Origin of the sequence: Psychrobacter sp. NPDC078501 (assembly GCF_044900935.1) — a bacterium.
Taxonomy (GTDB): domain Bacteria; phylum Pseudomonadota; class Gammaproteobacteria; order Pseudomonadales; family Moraxellaceae; genus Psychrobacter.
In genome coordinates this window covers 242,174-264,418 of sequence record NZ_JBJDOS010000003.1, presented here as the reverse complement: position 1 = coordinate 264,418, position 22,245 = coordinate 242,174, and the positions used below count along the sequence as shown (strand labels likewise).

Sequence of the window (22,245 nt, the reverse complement as noted above, 5' to 3'; positions counted from 1 at the left end):
GGTATTGGCATGTCTGGCTGTATGAATATGCTACTAGTAGCGAGCACGTTGCCAAAGAACGATACTGAAGATAATTAAATATAGATATGTTTGTCGAACTGAATATTATAGAAATATAACAAGTTAAGATAGAGTAAGCGAATGATTTAACATTATATTATTGACCATAAGTCAAAACCCAGCTATTGATTTTATAAATCGTATGAGTAGTTGATTTGTTACATTTGCGACCAGATACAGAGATATGGTTATCATAGATGGGTGAGTGTTAATTAAAGCCCGCAATAATGATATAATAGGCGGTTTTTAGGGTCTTCCTTTTTAGCGCTGTCGTCAAAAACTGTCTTTTAAAAATAATAAGATAGCGTAAGGGGCAACTGAGCGTCATGTTTATGGTCTATCGATAATGAGATTAGTGGTCATTGGGGTCAATCACAAAACTGCACCAGTCGCTCTGCGAGAGCGCTTGGCGCTTGTGGGTGACGATGTAAATGTCGCGCTCAAACAAATAGAAGCCTTTACTGATGGTAGCGTGATCGTCTCTACTTGTAACCGCACCGAAATCTATGCGCTAGTGCCACAAACGTCAACGTCGCAGCACGCTAATGACCAATTATCTGACTCACAATTACCCAATTTGCAAGATGTCAAATCTGCTGGCCAGTCATCCAATAATGCTTTTAGTAGTAGCATGAATATCTCGTCTGCTGCGATTAGTGCGCATATTACCAAAATAAAAACGTGGCTGGCTGACTTCAAGCAACTACCACTCGTTGATATTGATCCTTATCTCTATGTACATCGTGATACTCATGCATTGACTCATTGGTTAAGAGTAGCGGCTGGTCTCGACTCTATGATACTGGGTGAGCCGCAGATTCTCGGTCAAATCAAAAACTCTGTGCATCTGGCTCAAGACCAAAAAGTACTCAGTAATCAGCTAGGCTGGATCATCGATCAAGTATTCGCTGCCGCCAAACGAGTGCGTAATGAGACACAGGTTGGCGCACAGGCTGTATCGCTTAGTTTTGCTGCAGCTAAACTGGTCACACAGATATTTGATGATTTACCCAGTCGTACGCTTTTGGTCGTTGCGGCAGGTGAGATGAATCGCTTGGTTGCCACCCATATCGCAGGGTTAGGGGTCGGACGAGTCATTATCTGTAACCGTAACCCCGAACGTGCCGAAGCATTAGCGGCTGAACTACGTGGTGCTAATCGCCGCGTAGACGTTAGACCCTTACAAGAGTTGCCGCAAGTATTGGCGGAAGCCGATATCGTTAGCAGTTGTAGTGGTAGTATGGATTTGCTGATTGATAAGACAATGACTATACAAGCGTTAAAGCGTCGCCGTTATCAGCCAATGCTTATGATAGATTTGGCCGTACCGCGCGATATCGATTCGACTATTAGCCGCATTGATGATGTTTATCTGTACTCTGTCGATGACTTGCAGCATGTGATTGCAGGTAATATCGAGCAGCGTCGCCAAGCCGCAGTGGATGCTGAACTGCTAGTGAGCCAATTGGTGGTTGAGATAGACCGTCGCTTTCAGGTTCGCCAAGTTGGCAAAGACATTCAGCAGTATCGTGCGTGTACTCAAGGTCAGGTGGATAAGCTGCTGCATGAATCTATTGCTAAGCTGCAACAAGACGATGTCAGTCCAGAAGATATCATCACTGAGCTATCACGACGTTTGACTCAAACACTGACCCATGCGCCATCGAAACTGATGCGCAAAGCCGCACGCGAAGGCGACAGTGAGTTGCTAGACTTCGTGGTGTCAGGACTACAAGATGCTCATCGAGGGCACTGATGCTTTCATCGTGGCTTTATAAATCAAAATTTATCAATCAATACCTACCAATAAATGCTCAATAGCGCAAGTCATATCGTTGCCTGAGCGTATCGTTGTCAACCTTCAGTATCAGTGCTAATATCAAGCTCTCATGGATGGCTTAGGTCAAGATATGTGCTGGTGTTTGCTCGTAATATGACTATAAATATATTAACTTCACGTTAGTAGACTTCACCAGTGTTCTTTGGTTTTTATTTGTTTAAAAACAACGCATCTCTAGACAGCGCAAGACCTCACCATCAAGAATAATAGCACTTGATTATAGTGCTATCTAATCCATGTCGCATATTATCTAACCATACACTAGGAGTGTTCAATGCCTGCATTACGTCAAGATATCGATCCAAACGGCTTATTAGAGTATTCAGTGGTTTACACCGATCGTGCGCTAAACCATATGTCAAAAGCCTTTCAGCAAGTGATGAACGACCTATCTAGTGACCTAAAATCTGTGTATAACGCGGACGCCGTGGTGATCGTTCCTGGTTCTGGTACTTATGGTATGGAAGCAGTCGCTCGTCAGTTGGCAAATGATGAGGACTGCCTAATCATTCGTAATGGTTGGTTCAGCTATCGTTGGACGCAAATCCTAGAAAAAGGCAAAATCGCCAAGTCATCTACAGTCCTCACGGCCAATCGTGCTGATAATAGTGAGTCGCCAAAGCCGTTTGCTCCAGTCGATATCGACGTTGCCGTAGCCAAAATCAAAGAAGAAAAACCAGCAGTTGTATTTGCCCCGCATGTCGAAACCTCATCGGGTATCATCTTGTCAGATGACTATATCAAAGCGTTGAGCGAAGCTGTGCATAGCGTTGGCGGATTGTTAGTCATTGACTGTATTGCTTCAGGTTGCGTATGGCTAGATATGAAAGCATTGGGTATTGATGTGCTGATTAGCGCACCGCAAAAGGGTTGGAGCAGTACGCCGGGCGCTGGCTTGGTCATGCTAAGCGATGCTGCTGTCAAAAAAGTGGACAGCACTGAATCTGATAGCTTTAGTATCGACCTAAAGCAATGGTTGAACATCATGCGTGCTTACGAAAATGGCGGTCATGCGTACCATGCGACTATGCCGACAGACAGCTTACGTCAGTTCCGTGATGCTGTGAATGAAGCCAAAGCAATCGGTTTTGATAAACTGTGTGACGCGCAGTGGACACTTGGCAAACGTATCCGCGAAGTATTAGAAGCCAAAGGCGTTGAGAGCGTTGCTGCCGAAGGTTTTAAAGCACCTGGCGTTATCGTCTCTTATACTGATCGTGATGACATGCATAAAGGTAGCGCGTTCGCTGAAATCGGGGTGCAAATCGCGGCTGGCGTACCATTAAAAGTGGGCGAGCCTGATAATTTTAAAACTTTCCGTTTGGGTCTATTTGGCTTGGATAAATTGACTGATATCGATGGCACAGTAGCGCGTTTTGAAACGGCACTTGATAAAGTGCTGGGCCAGTAAAAATAACAATTAAGAGGGCTGATAAAGATAGTAATGTGATAGCTTATTAAGTCTTTTTCACTGCCTTTTTTGAAGCCTTTGCGGTACAGTCCTAACAGTTATAAAAAATACTGAACTATTAGCATTATGCTAGGTTCAGTATTTTTTTACCTTTTTATTATATTTTATAATATAATGTATTTTTATAAATTAAAACTCAAACACGTATTTAATAAACTTAATTAGGTAGTCCGTTATGAGAATACAAATAGACTGGCAAGCATTTACGCCGATCTCCTTAATTGGTGGTCTAATGCTAGGCGTAGCGACGGTTATCTTACTGCTAGGTATTGGCCGTATAGCAGGTATCAGTGGCATTTTTTCAAGCTTGCTAAAACCCAAGCGTGTAGAGATGTGGCAGGTGCTATTTATACTGGGTTTGGTCATCTCACCGCTGTTATATCAGTTGGCAAGACCACTACCTGAGGTAGCTATCAGTAGCTCTTTGCCATTATTGATTGGAGCAGGGTTACTGGTCGGTTTTGGCACGCGTTTAGGTTCTGGATGCACGAGTGGACATGGTATCTGTGGTAATGCACGGCTGTCTCCACGGTCATTGGCAGCGACTGTCACCTTTATGCTGTTTGGAATTGTGACCGTTTATATCGGTCGACACGTACTAGGCCTACTATAGCGAACTCATGGCATATTGCCAGATGAAGATTGATAGCTGGGCTAACGCGCTAACGACATATGATGGTTAATAAAAAATAATAATAGCGAGATACGACGATGCTAAAAAATATAATCGGATTGCTAGCAGGATTGCTGTTTGGACTGGGACTACTGGTGTCAGGTATGACCAATCCTGTTAAAGTACAAGGGTTTTTGGATATCTTTGGCGCATGGGATATCTCCCTTGCACTGGTGATGGGTGGTGGTCTGATCGTCGCTTTCTTCGGTGTGCGATTGGCAAAGCGTCAACAGAGCAGTTGGATTGGCACACCAATTGATATGCCGAGCAAAACTGTCATTAATAAAAAATTGCTTATCGGTGCGATGTTGTTCGGTATCGGCTGGGGGCTAGTTGGTATTTGCCCAGGACCAGGAATTGTGTTGCTCGGTACTGGTCAATGGCAAGCCTATGTCTTTATTCCTGCCATGATTATAGGAATGCTAGTTTATCAGTGGTTTGAGCCTAAGCTTGGCTAATATAGTCAGTTTTATATAAATAGACGAGCGCTCAAAAAAGGTCAGCTATATGTAGCTAACCTTTTTGATGAATGTTAATTGACGATATGACTTAACAAGTCGCCGCTCTATTTCGCACTGGCGGTTACTTTTGGCGTTTCGTGTGCCAATGATTTTGCTGCTTGGCGTAGCTCAAATTTTTGCACTTTACCAGTACTGGTCTTCGGTATTTCAGCAAAGACAATATATTTGGGCACTTTAAAGCCTGCTAGATGCTGACTGCAATGCTCCATCACCGTATCACGTTGCAGCGTGCTACCAGCGTGAATCTCGATAAAGGCAACGGGCACTTCACCCCATTTATCATGTGGCGCGGCGACGACGGCACAGCTCTCAATCGCAGGTAGTTTATACAAGACGTTTTCTACCTCGATACTAGAGATATTCTCACCGCCTGAGATGATAATATCTTTTAACCTGTCCATGATTTTGATATAGCCATCAGGGTACTTAACACCCAAATCGCCTGTGCGGAACCAGCCATCAGCGAATGCCTCTTCGGTAGCCTTGCGGCTTTTTAGATAGCCTTTCATCACCATATTGCCACGTAGCGCCAGCTCACCCATCTCTTCTCCGTCAGCGGCGACTGGCTCGGTAGTACCTTGTTTAAATACCTCAAACCCTGCCATCAAGTGAGAAGTCATGCCTTGGCGTGATTTCTTTTGGGCGCGTGTGGCTACATCAAGCTCATTCCATTCTTCCTGCTCAGCGCAGACCGTCACTGGCCCGTATACTTCAGTGAGGCCGTAGACATGCGAGATATGAAAGCCCATTGCTTCCATTGCAGCCAGCATGGTTTCAGACGGCGGTGCACCAGCGACCCAGCCTTTGACCGTATGGGTGATAGCGTCTTTATACTCAGGTTTGCCGCCTGCAATCATATTGTGTACCACAGGCGCAGAACAATAATGAGTGACCTGATGCTTGGCAATCAGCTGCAATATCAAATCAGCATCGATTTTTCGCAAGCACACATTGACCCCAGCACGCTCGGCAATGGTCCACGGAAAGCACCAACCGTTACAGTGAAAAAGCGGCAGCGTCCATAGATACATGGGGTGTTTGGGCATGTCCCAATCCAAAATATTAGAAACAGCATTGAGGGTCGCGCCGCGATGATGATAGACCACACCTTTGGGTTTGCCTGTGGTGCCAGAGGTATAATTCAGTGCAATCGCATCCCACTCGTCTGATGGTTTTTCCCAGTTATCCAAACTGTCTGAGCTGGCTACCAATGCTTCATAACTCATGTGTCCAAAACGCTCGACATCGACTGCTTTGTCCGTTGAATGAATGACGATTAAGTCTGGAAAAGTCTCATCGATAATCTCAGCATGCTCAGCAAATTCACTATCTAAAATTAATACCTTCGCTTCGGAATGCTGCAAACAAAAGGTAAGCGCATTGATATCGAGTCGGGTGTTCAAAGTACAGAGGACACCGCCTGACATCGGCACACCAAAGGCGCATTCGACCATCGCTGGCGTGTTCGGTAGCATCACGGCTACAGTGTCGTTTTTATCAATACCCAGTTTGCGCAGGCCATCAGCCAGTTGGCGACAGCGAGTATAAGTCTGTTGCCATGTCTGAGTGAGGTTATTGTGTTCTAGGTCGTCATAAATGATGGCAGTCTTATTAGGATAAACTTGCGCGCTACGAATGATGAAATCAATAGGAGTAAGTGGTTGATGGTTGGCGGCATTTTTGCCAAGACCTGTATGGAAATCTGTCATGATGATAGTCCTTTATCGTATTTCTATAATGCGTCAGTACATTAACGTCAGTATGTTCTTTAGTACAGTAATCTAGCATAGAAATTATAGGTATAAGTCGATATTTATCGATTTATATCTTAGTCTAATCTCTAAGTGACATTAAACTAACGGTATATAATCTACCTCAAAAGTTGGCTAGGTTTTGTGGTGTTTGCTTAACCATATGCCACAGTACCGCCTGATACACCGTCCCGCTCGTTATAGCAATTAATATAGTGCTCACTCATCAGTCGCTTGTCTGCATAGCTGACAATAATCGCGGTGTGTTACGATATCGATGATGCTAAACCCCTTAGGCCCACTAATTCTAAAAAGCCGTTTTTAAAAAGTAGCCTCATAAACTATTCATAAGGAAAATGATATGTCTGCCAGCCATAGTGCCAATACGATCCAAACCGCTAGCACCAATGAACACTATCCACATTTATTTGAGCCGCTAGATTTGGGCTTTACTACGCTAAAAAACCGTATGGTGATGGGCTCAATGCATACTGGGCTTGAAGACCGTTTTTATAATTATGGCAAGCTGGCGGCGTATTTTGCAGAACGTGCCAAGGGCGGCGTGGCAATGATGATTACTGGCGGTATCTCGCCCAATCGCGAAGGTTGGTTGTTGCCTGCTGGCGGAACAATGAATACTAAAGCTGACGTTATCAATCACCAGCGCGTTACCCGTGCTGTGCACAAGCACGATAGCAAAATCATCATGCAGATATTACACAGTGGTCGCTATGGCTATCATCCATTTGCCGTATCATCTAGCCCGATTAAATCTCCAATCTCACCGTTTAAGCCACGCAAGATGAGCATCAAAAACATCGAGCAAACGGTAAAAGACTATGCTCGCTCAGCCAAACTTGCCAAGCAAGCAGGCTATGATGGCGTCGAAATCATGGGTTCTGAGGGCTATTTGCTCAACCAGTTTTTATCAAGTCATGTGAATAAGCGTAAAGACATCTATGGTGGTGATATTCATGGTCGTATGAAGTTCGCTGTCGACGTGGTCAAAGCGGTACGTGAGGCGACTGGCGAAGATTTTATTATTCTATTCCGTTTATCAGTGATTGATTTGGTCAAAGACGGTAACGTCATGGATGAAGTCATCACCGTGGCTAAGGCACTAGAAGAAGCGGGCGTAACCATCATGAACACTGGTATTGGCTGGCATGAAGCGCGTGTGCCGACTATCGTGACTAGCGTACCACGAGCCGCTTTTGTTGATTTCACTGCTGAAATCAAAAAGCATATTAGTATTCCGATGATGGCGGCTAACCGTATCAACATGCCAGAAACAGCAGAAGAAATCGTTGCGACTGGTCAAGCAGATATGATTCAGATGGCGCGTCCATTCTTGGCTGATGCGCACTGGGTCAATAAAGCCAAAAACGGTCAGACAGATCGCATTAACACCTGTATTGCTTGTAACCAAGCCTGCCTCGACCATACGTTCGAAAACAAACGCTCGACTTGTTTGGTCAATCCGCAAGCCTGTTATGAGACTGAGCTGGTCTATAAAAAAACCAAAAAACCGAAAAAAGTCGCCGTCATCGGCGGCGGTGTCGCTGGTATGTCAGCCGCTCATGTGGCAGCCTTACGTGGTCATGACGTAACTCTGTTTGAAGCAAAAGACGTGCTAGGCGGGCAGTTTAACTACGCTAAAGTTATTCCTGGTAAAGAAGAGTTCTTTGAAACTATTCGCTACTATATCAATGAGCTTGAGCACTTGGGTGTTGAGATTAAACTGAATACCAAAGTCGATAAGGACATGCTCGAAAAAGCTAAGTTCCATCATGTCATCGTGGCAACGGGTGTCGTACCTAGAAGTCTAGAAGGTAAGCTCGAAGGTGCTGAGCTGCCACAAGTCATGAGCTATGCTGAGCTGCTGTCTGGCGAAAAAGCAGTGGGTAACACAGTAGCGGTCATCGGTGCTGGTGGTATTGGCTTTGATGTAAGTGAGTATCTGACAGCCAATCATGGTAAGTCACTGGATGAGATCGGTCCTGAGGGACTAAAAGATCCAAGCTATCGTCCTGAACCACAGTCTATCAGCGAGTGGCGCGAAGAGTGGGGTGTGACCAATGATACCGACTATCAAAGTGATGGTGGTCTGGTCAGACCACATGCGATCAAACCGATTCGCCAAGTGTATTTGATGCAGCGTAGCAAAGGCCGTTTGGGTAGTGGTCTGAACAAAACCTCAGGCTGGGTACATCGTGCGCATATTAAATCTCACGGCGTGATCCAAGTTGCTGGCGTGCAATATGACAAAATCACCAACGAAGGTATCTGGGTGACTAACCCACAAGGTCAAAGCCAGTTATTACGTGTCGATAGCGTCGTTGTCTGTGCCGGTCAAGAGTCAGTCGTTGAGCTGATGCCAAATGTTGGCGATGCGCCAGACGCGCAATATCACCTAATCGGCGGTGCTAAGCTAGCAGCTGAACTAGATGCCAAACGTGCGATTCGTGATGGTGCTGAAGTCGCCGCTCAGATCTAAACTCTTTAGCATGAATGTTAAATAATGGACGGCGAGGGTATATCTCTTGCCGTTCTTTTTTATTTAGATAGGCTGTATTTATATGTATAGCTCACCTGCTGATGCTAATACACTGAAATCAGCAGAAACAAAACTTTGCCATATTAAAAGGATTTTACGATGGCTATATTAAGAATGTTATTTAAATGGATAGTGCTACCTATCATAGGACTACTGATAGTTATTAGCCTAGGTTTAGTGGTGACTGGCAATGCCTATATTTTCCGAGGCATACAACTAACTTATTTCAAAGGTGAGACCACTGCTAATATAGATGATTACAAAGATTTCGATAATCGGATTATTAGCACAAAAGGTCCTATAGAGTGGGATAAGGATACCAACTTCGGCAATATCTCCCTGACACCTACCTTACAAAATGCCTTAGATACCGACCAAACCGTGGCCTTTGCTATTATCAAAGACGGCAAGCTACTATATGAGAACTACTGGCAGGGCTACAGTGGCGACTCGCACACCAACAGCTTTTCTATGGCAAAAACCGTCACCACCATACTGTATCTCAAAGCGGTAGAAGATGGTTATATCTCTAGTATCGACGAACCAATTACTAAGCTGCTGCCTGAGTATGCAGACAGTGAATATGCCCAAAACTGTACGCTTGCGGATTTATCGGCGATGACATCAGGCTATGATTGGACAGAAGATTATTATTTCCCAGTCAATCCCACAGCAAAATCCTACTATGGGAATGACCTAGTAAAGCATATTACCAGCCGACCTTTTGTAGAGCAGTGCGGTGGTCAGTTTGATTACTCCTCTGGTGATACTCAGCTGCTAGGTATTGCGTTATCACGTGCATTAGAAGCGCATGGCTATACGATTTCTAGCTATTTAGAAGAGAAGTTTTGGCAGCCGCTAGGTATGAAAGGTGATGCTTATTGGTCGCTCGATGGCTCACAAAATATCGAAAAAGTGTATTGCTGCTTAAGCGCTAGTGCACTAGATTTCGCGAAATTCGGACAGCTGCTGTTGAATGGTGGTGAGTGGCAAGGTGAGCAATTGCTGAGCAAAGCGCATGTTGATTTTATGGTTACGCCAAATGCAGCAGCATTCACAGAAGGGCAAGCGCAAATATACGGACACTCGGTATGGACGGATATGGACAGTCCAATTCCATTTTATGCGATGCTTGGTCACTTAGGTCAGCGAGTGTTGGTCTTACCCGAAGAGAATGCAATTATCGTTAGGCTAGGCAAGCAAAAAGGCTTACCTACGTCGGTAGCAGGTTTTCATTTAGAGCCGGACTTGGGTCAGTACGTTACCGAAGTCAAAGCTATTTTGGATAGTTTGGCTGATTTAGATGATTTAGAGGGTTCACCTAAGTTAGCTAATGAATAATGGATTGTTAAATAGAATGTTATTCGAGCAATCCGAACAGATAAGTCGTCTCTATTGCAAACACACTTACGAAGATATCAGGTAGCAAAACTATCAGGCAGTCAGGTTAGCCATTAATCCTGCTATCTTTTGTCTTCGCAAGTGTTCTTACAAGTTGTTGTTCTTAATTTTTGAATCAAAATTTTGCTATGTTTGAAGGCTAACTTTCCATCTCGCCAACCAACCACTGCTCAAAATCACTAACTTGCGCTGCCAACTCAGGTTGCGCTTTTGCTAATTCATCGAGTTTATCTTGAATTTCTTTCTTGTTATATTTAATACCAGTCAATGTATTCTTAAGCAGGTCGATAAGCTCAACATTTAGCGCGTCAGAGAAGATAACAACCTCTGTAATTATGGCTTGCTTCACATCCATATGTACATCCATCATGCCCCAATCAAAGCGCGTCTCGATATGATGGGTGAACTCAGGCGTTTTACCAAAGCGCCAATCCCAGTCTGCCATCTGCTGATAGTAAGCGTTTAGCGTCGGTTGCTTAGCAAGGCTGGCCTCATCTAATTGCTCGACCTGTGCAGTCTCTCCATGATATTCACAGAACGCTTCGATAATCGCATTAGACAAGGTCTCGTGATTGATAGCCTCATTAAAATCTACCAAGTTTGCCACGCGAGCACGCACAGATTTGATGCCTTTTGCTTTAAGCTTTAGTGGATGCGGGTTTAGATAGTCGCCAAGCTTTTGCATATTGGCATTGACCAGCAATGTGCCATGATGAAAGCTGCGATCGGCTGCATGTCTAAATGCGCTGCCCGATATTTTGCGGTCGCCGACCTGCATGTCATTGCGACCAGACAGCGTGGCGCCTATGCCGAGTTTCTGAAGCGCATTGATGATGATAGTGAAGTTTGCTTCTTGGTCGTAAGCATCACTGGGCGATAGAAAAGTAAAGTTGGTATTACCCAAGTCATGGAACACAGCGCCGCCGCCGCTCTGACGCCGCGCTAAAAATACATCGTCTGCTTCCATCTTATCGGTTTTGCACTCTACCCATGGATTTTGTGAGCGTCCAATAACCACGGTCTCAGAGTTACGCCATAAAAATAGAGTATGAGAGTCGGGATTGAGCGTATTAAATATCCAATCTTCGGTGGCAAGATTAAACCAAGGATTGGTCACAGCAGATTTTAGAATGCGCAGTTTCATGTATTTGACTCGTTAATAAACTGGGTTGGTGAGCAGGTTTTATGAATAAGTAACACCATTCTTACCGATGCAGGGTTGTAATTCAATGGCTGTCCAACAGGGAGGTTGATTTTACAATTTGAAGACGTTGAGCATATTTTTAAAAACTAAGATTTATAGCTTAACAAACTGGTAAAGTAGTTGAAAATTGGGCCTGACCTACTAACGTTAGCTTTTTGGAAATATTTTCATGCAAATAGAATGGGTGAATTGGGTATCTGTATTTATGGCGTTGATAGCAACAGCGTCGACTATTATTACTTATGCTGTATACCGCTCCTCAACTGATCCAGAAGTTATAGTTTACGCTGATACAGATAAGAAACGCCCATCAGTTATAATTCTAATTATTGAAAACATAGGTAAAGGCCCAGCAGAAAATATAAGTTTTAAGACATCAAGGGAATTACCTGAAAAAGCGTTCGGTATAAAAGAGCCTGATGATATGCCGAAGGCAATGAGTTCTGGTCCTATAACAACCGGAATACCCTATTTAGCTCCGAGTCAAAAAGTAATTATTACTTGGGGCCAATATGGAGGATTAAAAAAATATATTGGTAGAGACAACATTGTAGTCAAGGCTCAATACAAAAGAGCAAATTCTAAGTTTCGATTTAAGGAGTTAGATAGTTCATCTCAAATTTTTGTTGAAGCATTCTATCAGACAGATATTTCTGACTTGAATTGGGATAGGAAAATCTCAGAAACTCTAATAAAAACCAATGAGCAATTACAAAATATTGATAAGGCTATTAAGAAATTAGGTTCAGAAGAGGTTTGAATCTCGTCTATAAATGTCAGATATTTTGCACGAGTCATTGGTCATTAGTCATTGTCAACACTCATAACTACTATTTAGCACAAATCTCCCACTGCGATTTTGTACTAAGATAACATTGCATAACCGCTTTACCAGACTGCGCATAGGCATCACTGACAATACGCTGATTGGTTGGCAGACGATATCTGATGATCGCTGGCTCGTCATTGACAGTGGTCGTCCATCCAGTCACTTCATTACGGTCATTATAGTTTGCACTGGTAGAGGTTGCCATTTTGCCAAATCCTGGCAGGTTATAGGAGACCTGTCTAAAACTATAACTCATCGCTGCACCCTCAGCGCCCTCATACTGACAGTTTAGCTTTTTTTGCAGTTTATCTTGTTTATAAACATAGCAAGTAGTCTCATCTGAGAACTGACCAACCCCGCAAAAACCTGCCGTTGCAACTGATATCATACCGATAAATAACGCTATCCTTTTCATAATCATTCCTCAATAATTTATAAATCCTACTAATGATGTTTGTCATCTATTGTTTGTATTGCCAAATACTAACCAATACCTTTTAGATAGTAGAAAATTAGTAAACAAATATCAACTAATATATTTTAAGAAAATCTTGAACTGATGTATTAAAGCTACTTTTAACATCAGCATTATTAAGAATAGCTGACGTAGAACAGGGTTATGAGAAGGGTTTGCTATGACTGTAAGTCTGTTTTTATAGGTATTGAACGGATGACTTACTTAAGGATGACTTTGGAGTTCTTTAGTATGTGAATAGAAAGGTGCTGGAATAGGCTAAAGTATATGAATAATAGGATTAGCGCTGCTTGCTATATGCTGCCTAATAAAAGGGATTTGTCCAAATTTATAAATTATTAAAAGGTGAAAACCTTGAAACTGTGCTAGAAAAATTAATAAGTAGATAAAAACTGACTATAAATTTTATAAAAAATTACCCATCAAACAATTAAAAAGTTATCATCATGAGTTTTTAATCACATGATAATTTTCCCAACGCATCAGACGCTTATGACCGACACGAGTTGGTAAACGCAGTCTAAGCGCTTAATAGGATTACCCAATGACCAACCGTGACCTCATCATCTTTGTGACGCTCTCTTTTATGTGGTCACTCTCCTTCGTTTTTTATCGTATCGGCGTGCCTGAGTTTGGCTCATTGGCATTTGCCAGTTTGCGTGTGATATTTGCCGGATTGGTCATGTTGGTCTTTGTATTATTAAATAAGAAAAACAGAGTAGGCATCAAGGAGCATTGGAAAATGCTAGCGCTCGTTGGCTTGTTTTCAGCAGCGCTGCCTTTTGTGTTGTTCTCATTTTCCGCGCAATCAGTGAACGCAGGCGTGCTAGCCGTACTAAATGCCTCTGTGCCGATGATGAGTGGTTTTATCGCTAGAGTCTTCTTTAAAGATAGATTATCAAAAAAACAAGCACTTGGTTTGGTCATCGGAGTGATTGGGGTAATCATACTGATGAGCGAAAGCTTATTTAGTGGCGGTGAGCCAGGCAAAGGGTTGGTCGAAGGTCTATTACCGATGGGTTACGCGCTACTGGCCTGTGTAGGTTATGCGCTTGGGGCCAACATCACCAAAAACTATCTGTATGAAGTATCGCCAGTCGCTATCACCGCAGGTTCGCTCATTATCGGTAGTATCATTATGCTGCCTGTGGCTTTTAATGAGTTCCCTTATGGTAAAGATATCAGCATAAAGGCGTGGGTATCAGTGATATGTATCGGTGTATTTTCGACAGCCATTGCGCTTATCTTTATGAATCAGCTGATTAAAAATATTGGCCCGACGCGCGCCACCAGTATTACTTTAGTCATTCCGATTTTTGCCATCATTTTAGGGTATCTACTGCTTGGTGAAGCCCTAAATATCCAAGCCATCATTGGTTCAATAGTGATATTGTTTGGTACATATCTGTCATTAGAGCTGTCTATTAAAAAAATGCTACAACCAAAGAATCCCACGCGGACGACGTGAGTTTAAGCTACGGTAAACTGTCTTCGTAGCCTTTAATTATAAAGATTCGAATATCTAAATATTGGTGTTTCTGTTTGTAAATATTGCTTGGAATAATGGCATTTGCCCCCTATAAAGAACTCGGCTTATGAGTAGCGTACTTCGCAAATTATAGAACGATAGCTAAGTGCTACCTACTAATATAAGTGCTATTTATTACCAATAATAGTAAACCTGATAGTAAGGTTTAAAACAATAAACAGGGCTTTTTATGGCACACGATAATTTATTTGAAACCGTCAAAATGGGTACTCAAACCCTAAAAAACCGCATCATTATGGCACCGTTGACGCGTCTACGTTCGGTTGAGCCAAGTGATGTACCGACAGCACTTGCAAGCGAATATTACTCACAGCGTGCAGGTTCTGGTTTGGTAATCACTGAGGCAACGCAAGTATCTTTCCAAGCGAAAGGCTATGCTGGCGCGCCAGGTGTTCATACCAAAGACCAAATTACTGCGTGGAAAACCATCGTAGATAATGTCCATGCTAAAGGCGGCAAAATCGTCGTACAGCTATGGCACACGGGCCTAGTTTCTCATGAGAGCGTACAGCCAGACGGCAAAGCGCCTATCTCTGCTTCTAACGTTGATGTTGGTGTACGTACCTCGCTACGTGACAGCGACAACCAAGCCATTCGTGTAGATGCAACGCCGCCACGTCCAGCCACGCTTGAAGAAATCAAACAAGTTATCGCTGACTTTGGTCAAGCAGCTAAGAACGCTAAAGAAGCGGGTTTTGACGGTGTAGAAATCCATGGTGCCCATGGTTATTTATTGCATCAGTTTTGGGTTGAGCAAACCAACCAGCGTGATGATGAATACGGCGGTAGCCGCGAAAACCGTGCGCGCTTGACGCTTGATGTTATCGATGCGTGCGTAGACGCTTGGGATGCAGATCATGTCGGTATTCGTATTTCACCACTTGGTACGTTCAACAACGTAGAAGCTGGATATAACGAAGACGAAAATATCTGGATGATTGAGCAGATCAACAAACGCGGAATCATGTATCTGCATCTGTCAGAGCCAGATTGGGCAGGTGGTACGCCGTATAGCGAAGACTTCCGTAAGCGTGTGCGTGCTGCTTTTGATCAAATGATTATCGCAGCTGGTGGTTACACTGCCGAAAAAGCAGAGCAAAATGTAAAAGCGGGTTATATCGATGCAGTCGCCTTTGGCCGTGACTATATCGCCAACCCTGATTTGGCTGAGCGTATCCAAAAAGGCGCGCCTCTTAATGAGCAGCATCCAGAATCTTTCTATGGTGGCGGTGCTGAAGGTTATACCGACTATCCATTTTTAGACCAAGCGTAATAGTTAGATTTTTAACTAAATAACGCAACATAAAAAAGCCGCTTAACTATCAATAGTTGAGCGGCTTTTTTTATGCATAAATTTTCATTATTTGCCGAAAATACCTATTTGATAATCACGAAAGGTTTGACGTAGTTCTTCTTGAGTATTCATGACAAAGGGACCGTGACCTGCGACTGGTTCGCCGATTGGCTTGCCGCTTAGCAGTAGCAATTTGATAGGGGTATCGTCATCGGTAGTTGCAGGGTAGGTCAATTCGATAGTATCGGTCGTAGGTAATGATGAATGTTCAGATTGAGTGCCTACATGATTTCGAATAGGCGCTGAAAACTCAATTAGGCTGCCTGCGCTGATGGCTGTACCGTTGACCAATACTTGACCTTCTTGTACCAGCAGTAGAGTGTTGTGTGTTTTCGGTACTTGTAGCGTGGTTGTACCTGCTGTATGTAGCTCGATATCCCACATATTGACAGGCGTAAATGTCGTTGCGGCACCCGTTATTCCATGCCAGTCACCGGCAATAATGGCAGCTTGACCGATGATAGTTTGCTCGTCGCTATTATCTATCAGATCAACGATAGGCATGTCAGCACGTTTGATAGATTGATATTTGGGGTCGGTCAGTTTGTGGGCGCTTGGCAAGTTGACCCATAACTGCACCATACTAAATATACCACCACGTTGCCCAAAAGCTTCAGAGTGGAACTCTTCGTGCAGAATACCGCGACCCGCAGTCATCCACTGTACATCACCTTCTAAAATATCGCCGCGCCCACCTGTCGAGTCTGCATGACTAATCTCACCTGAATAAGCGATGGTTACGGTTTCAAAACCTTTGTGTGGGTGCAGTCCAACACCATGCGGTTGCAGCTTATAATCAGGATTGGGTAAAAAGGTCGTAGGCTTACCGTAGTCAAATAATAAAAAGGGATCGGTATGGCTATAGTTAAAATCAGGATTATTATCGAGATGATTGATTAGGGTTTTTACAAAAAAACCGTCACCTACCCAATGCGGCTTTTTATCACCATGAATATGCTTGATTGGACGCATGGATTACCTCATAAGTCTAAGTGGCATTACTATCAATAGGATGAATGCCTTACGTTAATTCTACTATAAAAATAGACTTATGTTGTGTTTATTCTCATCACTCTCTAATACTACTGTCTAAAACCATTCAACTATCATCAAACATACTGTCAGCCATTATCTGAGTACTGATCAATTATCCAAATGCTGACAGTCATTAAAGCCACTATTATCGCTATAGATAGGGAGGCTATTGAAGTTATTAAACGACTTCACCACTGACAAAACCACTGGCCCAAGCCCATTGAAAATTATAGCCGCCAAGCCAGCCAGTCACATCGAGTACCTCACCGATAAAGTACAAGCCATCTTGCAAGTTGCTTTGCATCGTTTTGGAGGATACTTCATCGGTTGTGACGCCGCCGCGTGTGACCTCAGCGGTACGGTAGCCTTCTGTACCAGAGGGCTTGAGCTGCCAGCCATTGAGCGTAGCACCAAGTTCTGTAAGGCGTTCGTCTTTAATGTTGGCCAGTTCTGTATCTTTGATGTCTTCCCACAGATGCGTCTGTAACGCTGCCAATAGCTTCTTGGGTAATGCGTTATCTGTATTTTCTGCCAATACTGTACGAATCAGTTGGCGTGGGTGTGATTTTTTGCGAGCAATCAACAACTCAGTGACATCAATGTCAGGCAACAGATTGATACTGATGGTTTCGCCAGTCTGCCAATAGTTGGAGAGCTGTAGCATAGCAGGGCCAGAGAGACCGCGATGGGTAAATAGGACAGGTAATTTAAAAGAAATCCGCTCGTTACTGGCGATAACTGGCAGACTAATACCAGCCAAGGCACGGATAAGCTCGCCTGTTTTATCAGTGAAGGTAAACGGCACAAGACTGGCATCAGTAGGCACGAGCGTATGCCCGAACTGCTGTGCCAACTCATAGCCGATACCACTTGCTCCCATGGTCGGGATAGACAGACCACCAGTAGCGACCACCAAAGACTCACAGCTATAGCGTGTCTGCGCAGATTGAGCACCGCTCGCGATGTCTTTTTTACCAAGCTTTTTGCTCGTCGTTAAATAAAAGCGTTCGCCGTTATCATGAGCGGTAGTTTTAACATGATCAATTTGAGCGTTAAGTTTTACTTGTACGCCTACGGCCGCGCATTCATCTAGCAGCATAGACAAGATATCTTGTGCCGAGTCATCACAGAACAGCTGACCATGTTCGCGCTCATGGTAGGCAATCTTATGCGACTCTACCATGCCGATAAACTCCCAACTCGGGTAACGACTTAGCGCTGATTTGCAGAAGTGGGGGTTGGCACCGATAAAATGCTCAGGCTCCACAAAGTAATTGGTAAAGTTGCAGCGACCACCACCCGACATCAAAATCTTTTTGCCAGCTTTATTGGCATGATCCAACACCAAGACACGGCGACCACGGCGACCAGCAGTCAGTGCGCAATACAATCCTGAAGCACCAGCACCGATGATAATGACGTCATAGTGGTTATCAGTAGATTTTTTGGCTGACGATGGATTACCCGCTGATGAATTGCTTGGCTTAACTGGCTTTGCTTGTTTTGGCATTTGGCTCATGATGATGACTTATAGAATAGGTTTGGATAGACGATATAAAGTAGCTAATTATACCATGGCAATAATGGCGGTGTTTTTAGGGAAGTAATATAAATAGCTTTTGCCGCTTGCTATAAATCATTGAATAACTTTGATTTTTCTATAGACAATAATTCGTAGTTGGTATAATGTGAATATATGAATATTATTCGCTACTACTGCTGCCATGTTGATTACTTACTAAAACGCTAGTCGTTTTGATATGAAGAAAATGAATTTCTTTACAAGTAGTTGATGAAAAAGTCAGTCGATTGAACCGCTTATTCAAACATTGTCACGGATGATAATGTTAAGACAAAAGGGACTTTATGGATATCCTACAACTGCTCATTAGCGGGATTGCTAATGGTTGTATATATGGGCTGTTAGCGCTGGGTTTTGTACTCATTTACAAAGCCTCAGAAGCGGTCAATTTCGCCCAAGGCGACATGCTTATGCTCGGTGCCTTTTTGGGCATATCTTTCATCAATGCCGATCAGGCAAACCTTCCCTTCTTATTAGGCATCACCTTTGCTGCTGTCATCATGGGTGCATTTGGCTACTTACTCGATCGCTTTATCCTACGTGGTATTTTTGGTCAGCCGCAATTTGCGATGGTCATTCTTACCATCTCGCTTGGATTTTTAATGCGTTTTGTCGCTGGTGTCATCTGGGGACATAGCCCAGTCTCACTACAGACGCCGTTTTCAGGCAAGATGTTGGCATTAGGCTCGCTCAGTATCGCTTATGTTGACATCATTATCATCATATCTACTATCGCATTAACCTCCATTTTGTACTTCTTTTTTGCCCACACGCGGCTTGGTATTGCGATGCAAGCCAGTAGTCAAAATCAAATGGCAGCCTACTATATGGGTATTCCTGTAAAGCGGGTCAACGGTATTGTTTGGGCATTGTCAGGGGTGGTTGCTGCGCTTGCTGGCATATTATTTGCGGCTAAAGGTGCGATCGAACCCTCTGTCGGATTACTATTCGGTATCAAGGCCTTTGCTGCTGCGGTAATCGGTGGCTTAGGCTCCTTGCCTGGTGCGCTGGCAGGCGGACTGCTAGTAGGGGTTATAGAGCCCTTTGCTGGTCGTTATCTACCGCTAGGTCTTAGTCAAATTGCGCCTTATGTGGTTATGTTGATCGTACTAATCGTACGTCCAGGCGGTATTTTTTCTCAGGTCAAACAGAAAAAAGTATAGAAGCTTTGATCCAAGGCAGCTTTGATTCAAGGATGACAAAGCGGCCTCCAAAAATTTTCAAGGATGAGTACTGCCCATGAAAGCTCAGTTTAAACACAGCTATGATCAAGATATCAATATCTTCGATGACAAAAGCCAACTCATAAAGTATGGCGTGCTCCTCTTGCTACTATTAATGGCGCCTTGGTTGTTGAGCAACTATTACATCAGTGAGCTTAGCGCCATATTGATTTGGTCTATCTCTGGACTGGGTCTGATGCTCTTGACGGGACATACCGGACAGGTCAGCTTAGGGCATGCCGCCTTTATGGCGATAGGAGCATTTAGCCATATGGCACTGATGGCTCGAGGGTGGAATTTTTTCCCTGCTTTGGTTGCCTGTGCACTCATCACTGGGGTTATCGGTGCGATCATCGCCAGACCAATCTTAAGAACCAGCGGTATCTACTTAGCCATCGCAACCTTAGCACTTAGTATTATCGTTGAGGACATCGCTATCGTAGCTGAGCCTATTACGGGCGGTATCTCTGGCACCTTTGCCTCTCCTATCAATCTGTTTGGCTACACCATCGATCGCTACATCACGCCAAAAGCCTTTTATTACTTGTGCCTTGCGCTCGTGGTGTTGGTGACTTTAGGGTATATCAACTTGCTCAGAAGCGGCACAGGGCGTTCGTTCTTAGCCATCAGAGACAGCGAAGTATCCGCCCGCGCGCTTGGCGTCAATGTACCGCAAGCCAAAACGCTAGCTTTTAGCATATCTTGCGCGATTACCGCTATTGGCGGCGCTATGTACGGGCATTTTGTGCAAGCGGTCAATTATGAAAGCTTCACCGTTATCATCTCTATCACCATCCTACTGCAAATTGTCATTGGCGGTTTGGGCTCCATACATGGTGCGTTTTTTGGTGCTGTCGTCGTTGTCTTATTGCCACAAGTGATTGCTATCTTGGGCGATATGGTTGGTCAAGGTGCGGGCTCTAGTATCACCAGTATTCCTGGTATTGATACGGCGCTGTTTGCCTTAGTCATTGTCATCATGATCATCTATGAGCCACGCGGTATATACGGTATTTGGATCAAGATACGGACTTGGTTTCAGATGTTTCCGTTATATCGAAAAGGACTGTTTCGCCGTTCTAAAACTTATCTTAAAACGGAGCGTATGCGATGAGCTTATTAAAAGTTGACTCCTTATCTATTGCGTTCGGTGGCGTCAAAGCTGTTGATGATATTAGCTTTGAGGTAAACGAGGGCGAGGTATTTACTATCGTAGGACCTAATGGTGCTGGTAAATCTACGATTTTTAACTTAATCAGTCGCTTGTACGAGCCGCTTAGTGGTCGTATTACTTTTGATGGCACTGATATTACCAAGCTACCTGCTCACGATATCGCAAAATTGGGTATTGCCCGTACGTTTCAAAACATCGAGTTGTTTGATCATTCAAGCGTATTACAAAACCTGCTTATCGGTCGCCATTCGCAGCGTAATACGTCATGGATACAGGACTTGCTGTTTTTACCAAAGGTGCGCCGTAGCGAGCGCGAGCATCGTTTGCAAGTTGAGAAAATTATCGATTTTTTAGAGTTAGCCCCTTATAGAGATAAACTAATCGCAGGTTTGCCTTATGGTATTAGAAAGGTGGTTGAGATTGCGCGTGCATTAGCTGCTAACCCCAAGCTTATTTTGCTCGATGAGCCGGCATCAGGCCTTAGCGTAGAGGAGACGTCCGAGATGGCATGGTGGATCGAAGATATGCAAAAAGATCTTGGTTTGACTATCTTGATGGTAGAGCATGACATGAGTCTTGTAAATCGGGTGTCAGATCGAGTACTGGCCGTCGCTGAAGGTAAGTTTTTGGCTCAGGGTACAGCAGCTGAGGTGCAAGCCAATCCACAGGTCATTGAAGCCTATCTTGGACAGGAGAGTGTGTAATGTCATCTATCAAAAAATCACTATCCTCTGCCGCGCCAGCTACTGAAATGAATTTGGTCGACTCTGAAGTAAAGAACAATGTGCTTGAGGTGCGAAATCTAGAATCCGCTTATGGTCCAGTGATGGCATTAAGAGGCGTGAGTCTAGAGGTGCCGGAAGGCAAAGTGGTCACGATTTTGGGCGCTAACGGTGCGGGTAAAACAACGTTAATGAAAACCATCTCGGGGGTTATCAATCCTCGCAAGGGCGCAGTATGGTTCCACGGAGAGCGTATCGATGGTACCGAGCCTGATCGCTTAGTCAAAAAAGGACTGTCGCACGTACCCGAAGGGCGCGAAGTGTTTCCCTTTTTGAATGTCGCCGAAAACTTAGCGATGGGCGCTTATACTCGGCGTGACAAGTCTGAGATACAGCGTGATGTCGAGATGATATATGAGTATTTTCCTATTCTAAAAGATCGCCGTACACAAGCAGCTGGCACGATGTCTGGTGGTCAGCAGCAGATGCTCGCTATCGGTCGAGGACTAATGTCACGACCCTCTCTCATGCTGCTCGATGAGCCGTCTCTTGGGCTGTCTCCACTATTGGTACAAGAAATATTTGCCATTATTCGACGATTAAATAAAGAGCAAGGCGTAACAATTCTACTGGTTGAACAAAACGCTAGAGTTGCCTTGGCAGCAGCGGATTATGGTTATGTGTTAGAAACAGGGCGTATTGTCATGGCAGGCTCAGCAGACAAACTGATGCACTCTGATGATATTAAAGAGTTCTATTTGGGACAAACCAAAGACAACACTGCGGAAGCCACTCGGTGGAAACGCAAAAAGACTTGGCGATAA

Annotated in this window: 18 protein-coding genes; 13 read left to right on the top strand and 5 right to left on the bottom strand. The window is 44.0% G+C overall.

Annotated features, from left to right (window positions below; translation table 11 throughout):
• The first annotated feature begins 406 nt into the window (after positions 1-406).
• From hemA to ACI2IW_RS06860, 4 genes are all read left to right on the top strand, one after another.
• The gene (hemA, locus tag ACI2IW_RS06875; protein WP_404693147.1) at positions 407-1,816 is read left to right on the top strand and encodes a glutamyl-tRNA reductase; all 1,410 of its coding nucleotides are present in this window, start codon (positions 407-409) and stop codon (positions 1,814-1,816) included.
• Positions 1,817-2,174: 358 nt separating this feature from the next.
• A complete protein-coding gene (locus ACI2IW_RS06870; RefSeq protein ID WP_404693146.1) occupies positions 2,175-3,311 on the top strand; it encodes an aminotransferase class V-fold PLP-dependent enzyme in 1,137 nt (378 codons plus the stop codon).
• A 235-nt stretch (positions 3,312-3,546) separates the two neighbouring features.
• Positions 3,547-3,984, top strand: a complete 438-nt coding sequence (locus ACI2IW_RS06865) for a YeeE/YedE family protein (RefSeq protein WP_404693145.1) — start codon at positions 3,547-3,549, stop codon at positions 3,982-3,984.
• Positions 3,985-4,082: 98 nt separating this feature from the next.
• On the top strand, positions 4,083-4,502 hold the full coding sequence (locus tag ACI2IW_RS06860) for a DUF6691 family protein (RefSeq protein ID WP_404693144.1): 420 nt from the start codon (positions 4,083-4,085) through the stop codon (positions 4,500-4,502).
• Positions 4,503-4,609: 107 nt separating this feature from the next.
• Here ACI2IW_RS06860 and ACI2IW_RS06855 read toward each other — a convergent pair whose 3' ends face one another.
• Positions 4,610-6,274 carry an AMP-binding protein gene (locus ACI2IW_RS06855; RefSeq protein WP_404693143.1) on the bottom strand — a complete coding sequence of 555 codons (1,665 nt, stop codon included), beginning with the start codon at positions 6,272-6,274 and terminating at the stop codon, positions 4,610-4,612.
• Between the two features lie 403 nt (positions 6,275-6,677).
• Between ACI2IW_RS06855 and ACI2IW_RS06850 the strand changes: the two genes are divergently transcribed.
• Both ACI2IW_RS06850 and ACI2IW_RS06845 read left to right on the top strand, forming a co-directional pair.
• Complete coding sequence (locus ACI2IW_RS06850) at positions 6,678-8,813, top strand: FAD-dependent oxidoreductase (protein ID WP_404693142.1); 2,136 nt, start codon at positions 6,678-6,680, stop codon at positions 8,811-8,813.
• A 159-nt stretch (positions 8,814-8,972) separates the two neighbouring features.
• Complete coding sequence (locus ACI2IW_RS06845; RefSeq protein ID WP_404693141.1) at positions 8,973-10,214, top strand: serine hydrolase domain-containing protein; 1,242 nt, start codon at positions 8,973-8,975, stop codon at positions 10,212-10,214.
• Between the two features lie 199 nt (positions 10,215-10,413).
• On the opposite strand, the gene ACI2IW_RS06840 is transcribed toward ACI2IW_RS06845, so the two are convergent.
• The gene (locus ACI2IW_RS06840; RefSeq protein ID WP_404693140.1) at positions 10,414-11,418 is read right to left on the bottom strand and encodes a lipoate--protein ligase; all 1,005 of its coding nucleotides are present in this window, start codon (positions 11,416-11,418) and stop codon (positions 10,414-10,416) included.
• 229 nt (positions 11,419-11,647) lie between these two features.
• Between ACI2IW_RS06840 and ACI2IW_RS06835 the strand changes: the two genes are divergently transcribed.
• Entirely contained in the window at positions 11,648-12,238 is a 591-nt protein-coding gene (locus ACI2IW_RS06835; RefSeq protein WP_404693139.1) for a hypothetical protein, read from the top strand.
• Between the two features lie 70 nt (positions 12,239-12,308).
• Here ACI2IW_RS06835 and ACI2IW_RS06830 read toward each other — a convergent pair whose 3' ends face one another.
• Positions 12,309-12,722: a hypothetical protein gene (locus ACI2IW_RS06830; protein WP_165597771.1), complete on the bottom strand. Its 414-nt coding sequence runs from the start codon at positions 12,720-12,722 to the stop codon at positions 12,309-12,311.
• Positions 12,723-13,326: 604 nt separating this feature from the next.
• On the opposite strand from ACI2IW_RS06830, the gene ACI2IW_RS06825 reads away from it, so the two are divergent.
• Both ACI2IW_RS06825 and ACI2IW_RS06820 read left to right on the top strand, forming a co-directional pair.
• A complete protein-coding gene (locus ACI2IW_RS06825) occupies positions 13,327-14,250 on the top strand; it encodes a DMT family transporter (RefSeq protein ID WP_404693138.1) in 924 nt (307 codons plus the stop codon).
• A gap of 250 nt (positions 14,251-14,500) precedes the next feature.
• Positions 14,501-15,604 carry an alkene reductase gene (locus ACI2IW_RS06820; RefSeq protein ID WP_404693137.1) on the top strand — a complete coding sequence of 368 codons (1,104 nt, stop codon included), beginning with the start codon at positions 14,501-14,503 and terminating at the stop codon, positions 15,602-15,604.
• Between the two features lie 87 nt (positions 15,605-15,691).
• Here the strand turns inward: ACI2IW_RS06820 and ACI2IW_RS06815 are convergent, their stop codons facing one another.
• Positions 15,692-16,657, bottom strand: a complete 966-nt coding sequence (locus ACI2IW_RS06815; RefSeq protein ID WP_404693136.1) for a pirin family protein — start codon at positions 16,655-16,657, stop codon at positions 15,692-15,694.
• A 241-nt stretch (positions 16,658-16,898) separates the two neighbouring features.
• Positions 16,899-18,239 (bottom strand): NAD(P)/FAD-dependent oxidoreductase, encoded by a 1,341-nt coding sequence (locus ACI2IW_RS06810; RefSeq protein WP_404693135.1) that lies wholly within the window; start codon positions 18,237-18,239, stop codon positions 16,899-16,901.
• 347 nt (positions 18,240-18,586) lie between these two features.
• Between ACI2IW_RS06810 and ACI2IW_RS06805 the strand changes: the two genes are divergently transcribed.
• The 4 genes from ACI2IW_RS06805 to ACI2IW_RS06790 all read left to right on the top strand — a co-directional run bounded on the left by ACI2IW_RS06805 (position 18,587) and on the right by ACI2IW_RS06790 (position 22,245).
• Positions 18,587-19,465: a branched-chain amino acid ABC transporter permease gene (locus ACI2IW_RS06805; RefSeq protein WP_057758078.1), complete on the top strand. Its 879-nt coding sequence runs from the start codon at positions 18,587-18,589 to the stop codon at positions 19,463-19,465.
• Positions 19,466-19,541: 76 nt separating this feature from the next.
• Positions 19,542-20,639, top strand: a complete 1,098-nt coding sequence (locus ACI2IW_RS06800; RefSeq protein WP_404693134.1) for a branched-chain amino acid ABC transporter permease — start codon at positions 19,542-19,544, stop codon at positions 20,637-20,639.
• Positions 20,636-21,403 carry an ABC transporter ATP-binding protein gene (locus ACI2IW_RS06795; RefSeq protein WP_296209273.1) on the top strand — a complete coding sequence of 256 codons (768 nt, stop codon included), beginning with the start codon at positions 20,636-20,638 and terminating at the stop codon, positions 21,401-21,403. The genes ACI2IW_RS06800 and ACI2IW_RS06795 overlap by 4 nt, the downstream gene beginning before the upstream one ends.
• Positions 21,404-21,450: 47 nt before the next feature.
• Positions 21,451-22,245: an ABC transporter ATP-binding protein gene (locus tag ACI2IW_RS06790; RefSeq protein WP_037032897.1), complete on the top strand. Its 795-nt coding sequence runs from the start codon at positions 21,451-21,453 to the stop codon at positions 22,243-22,245.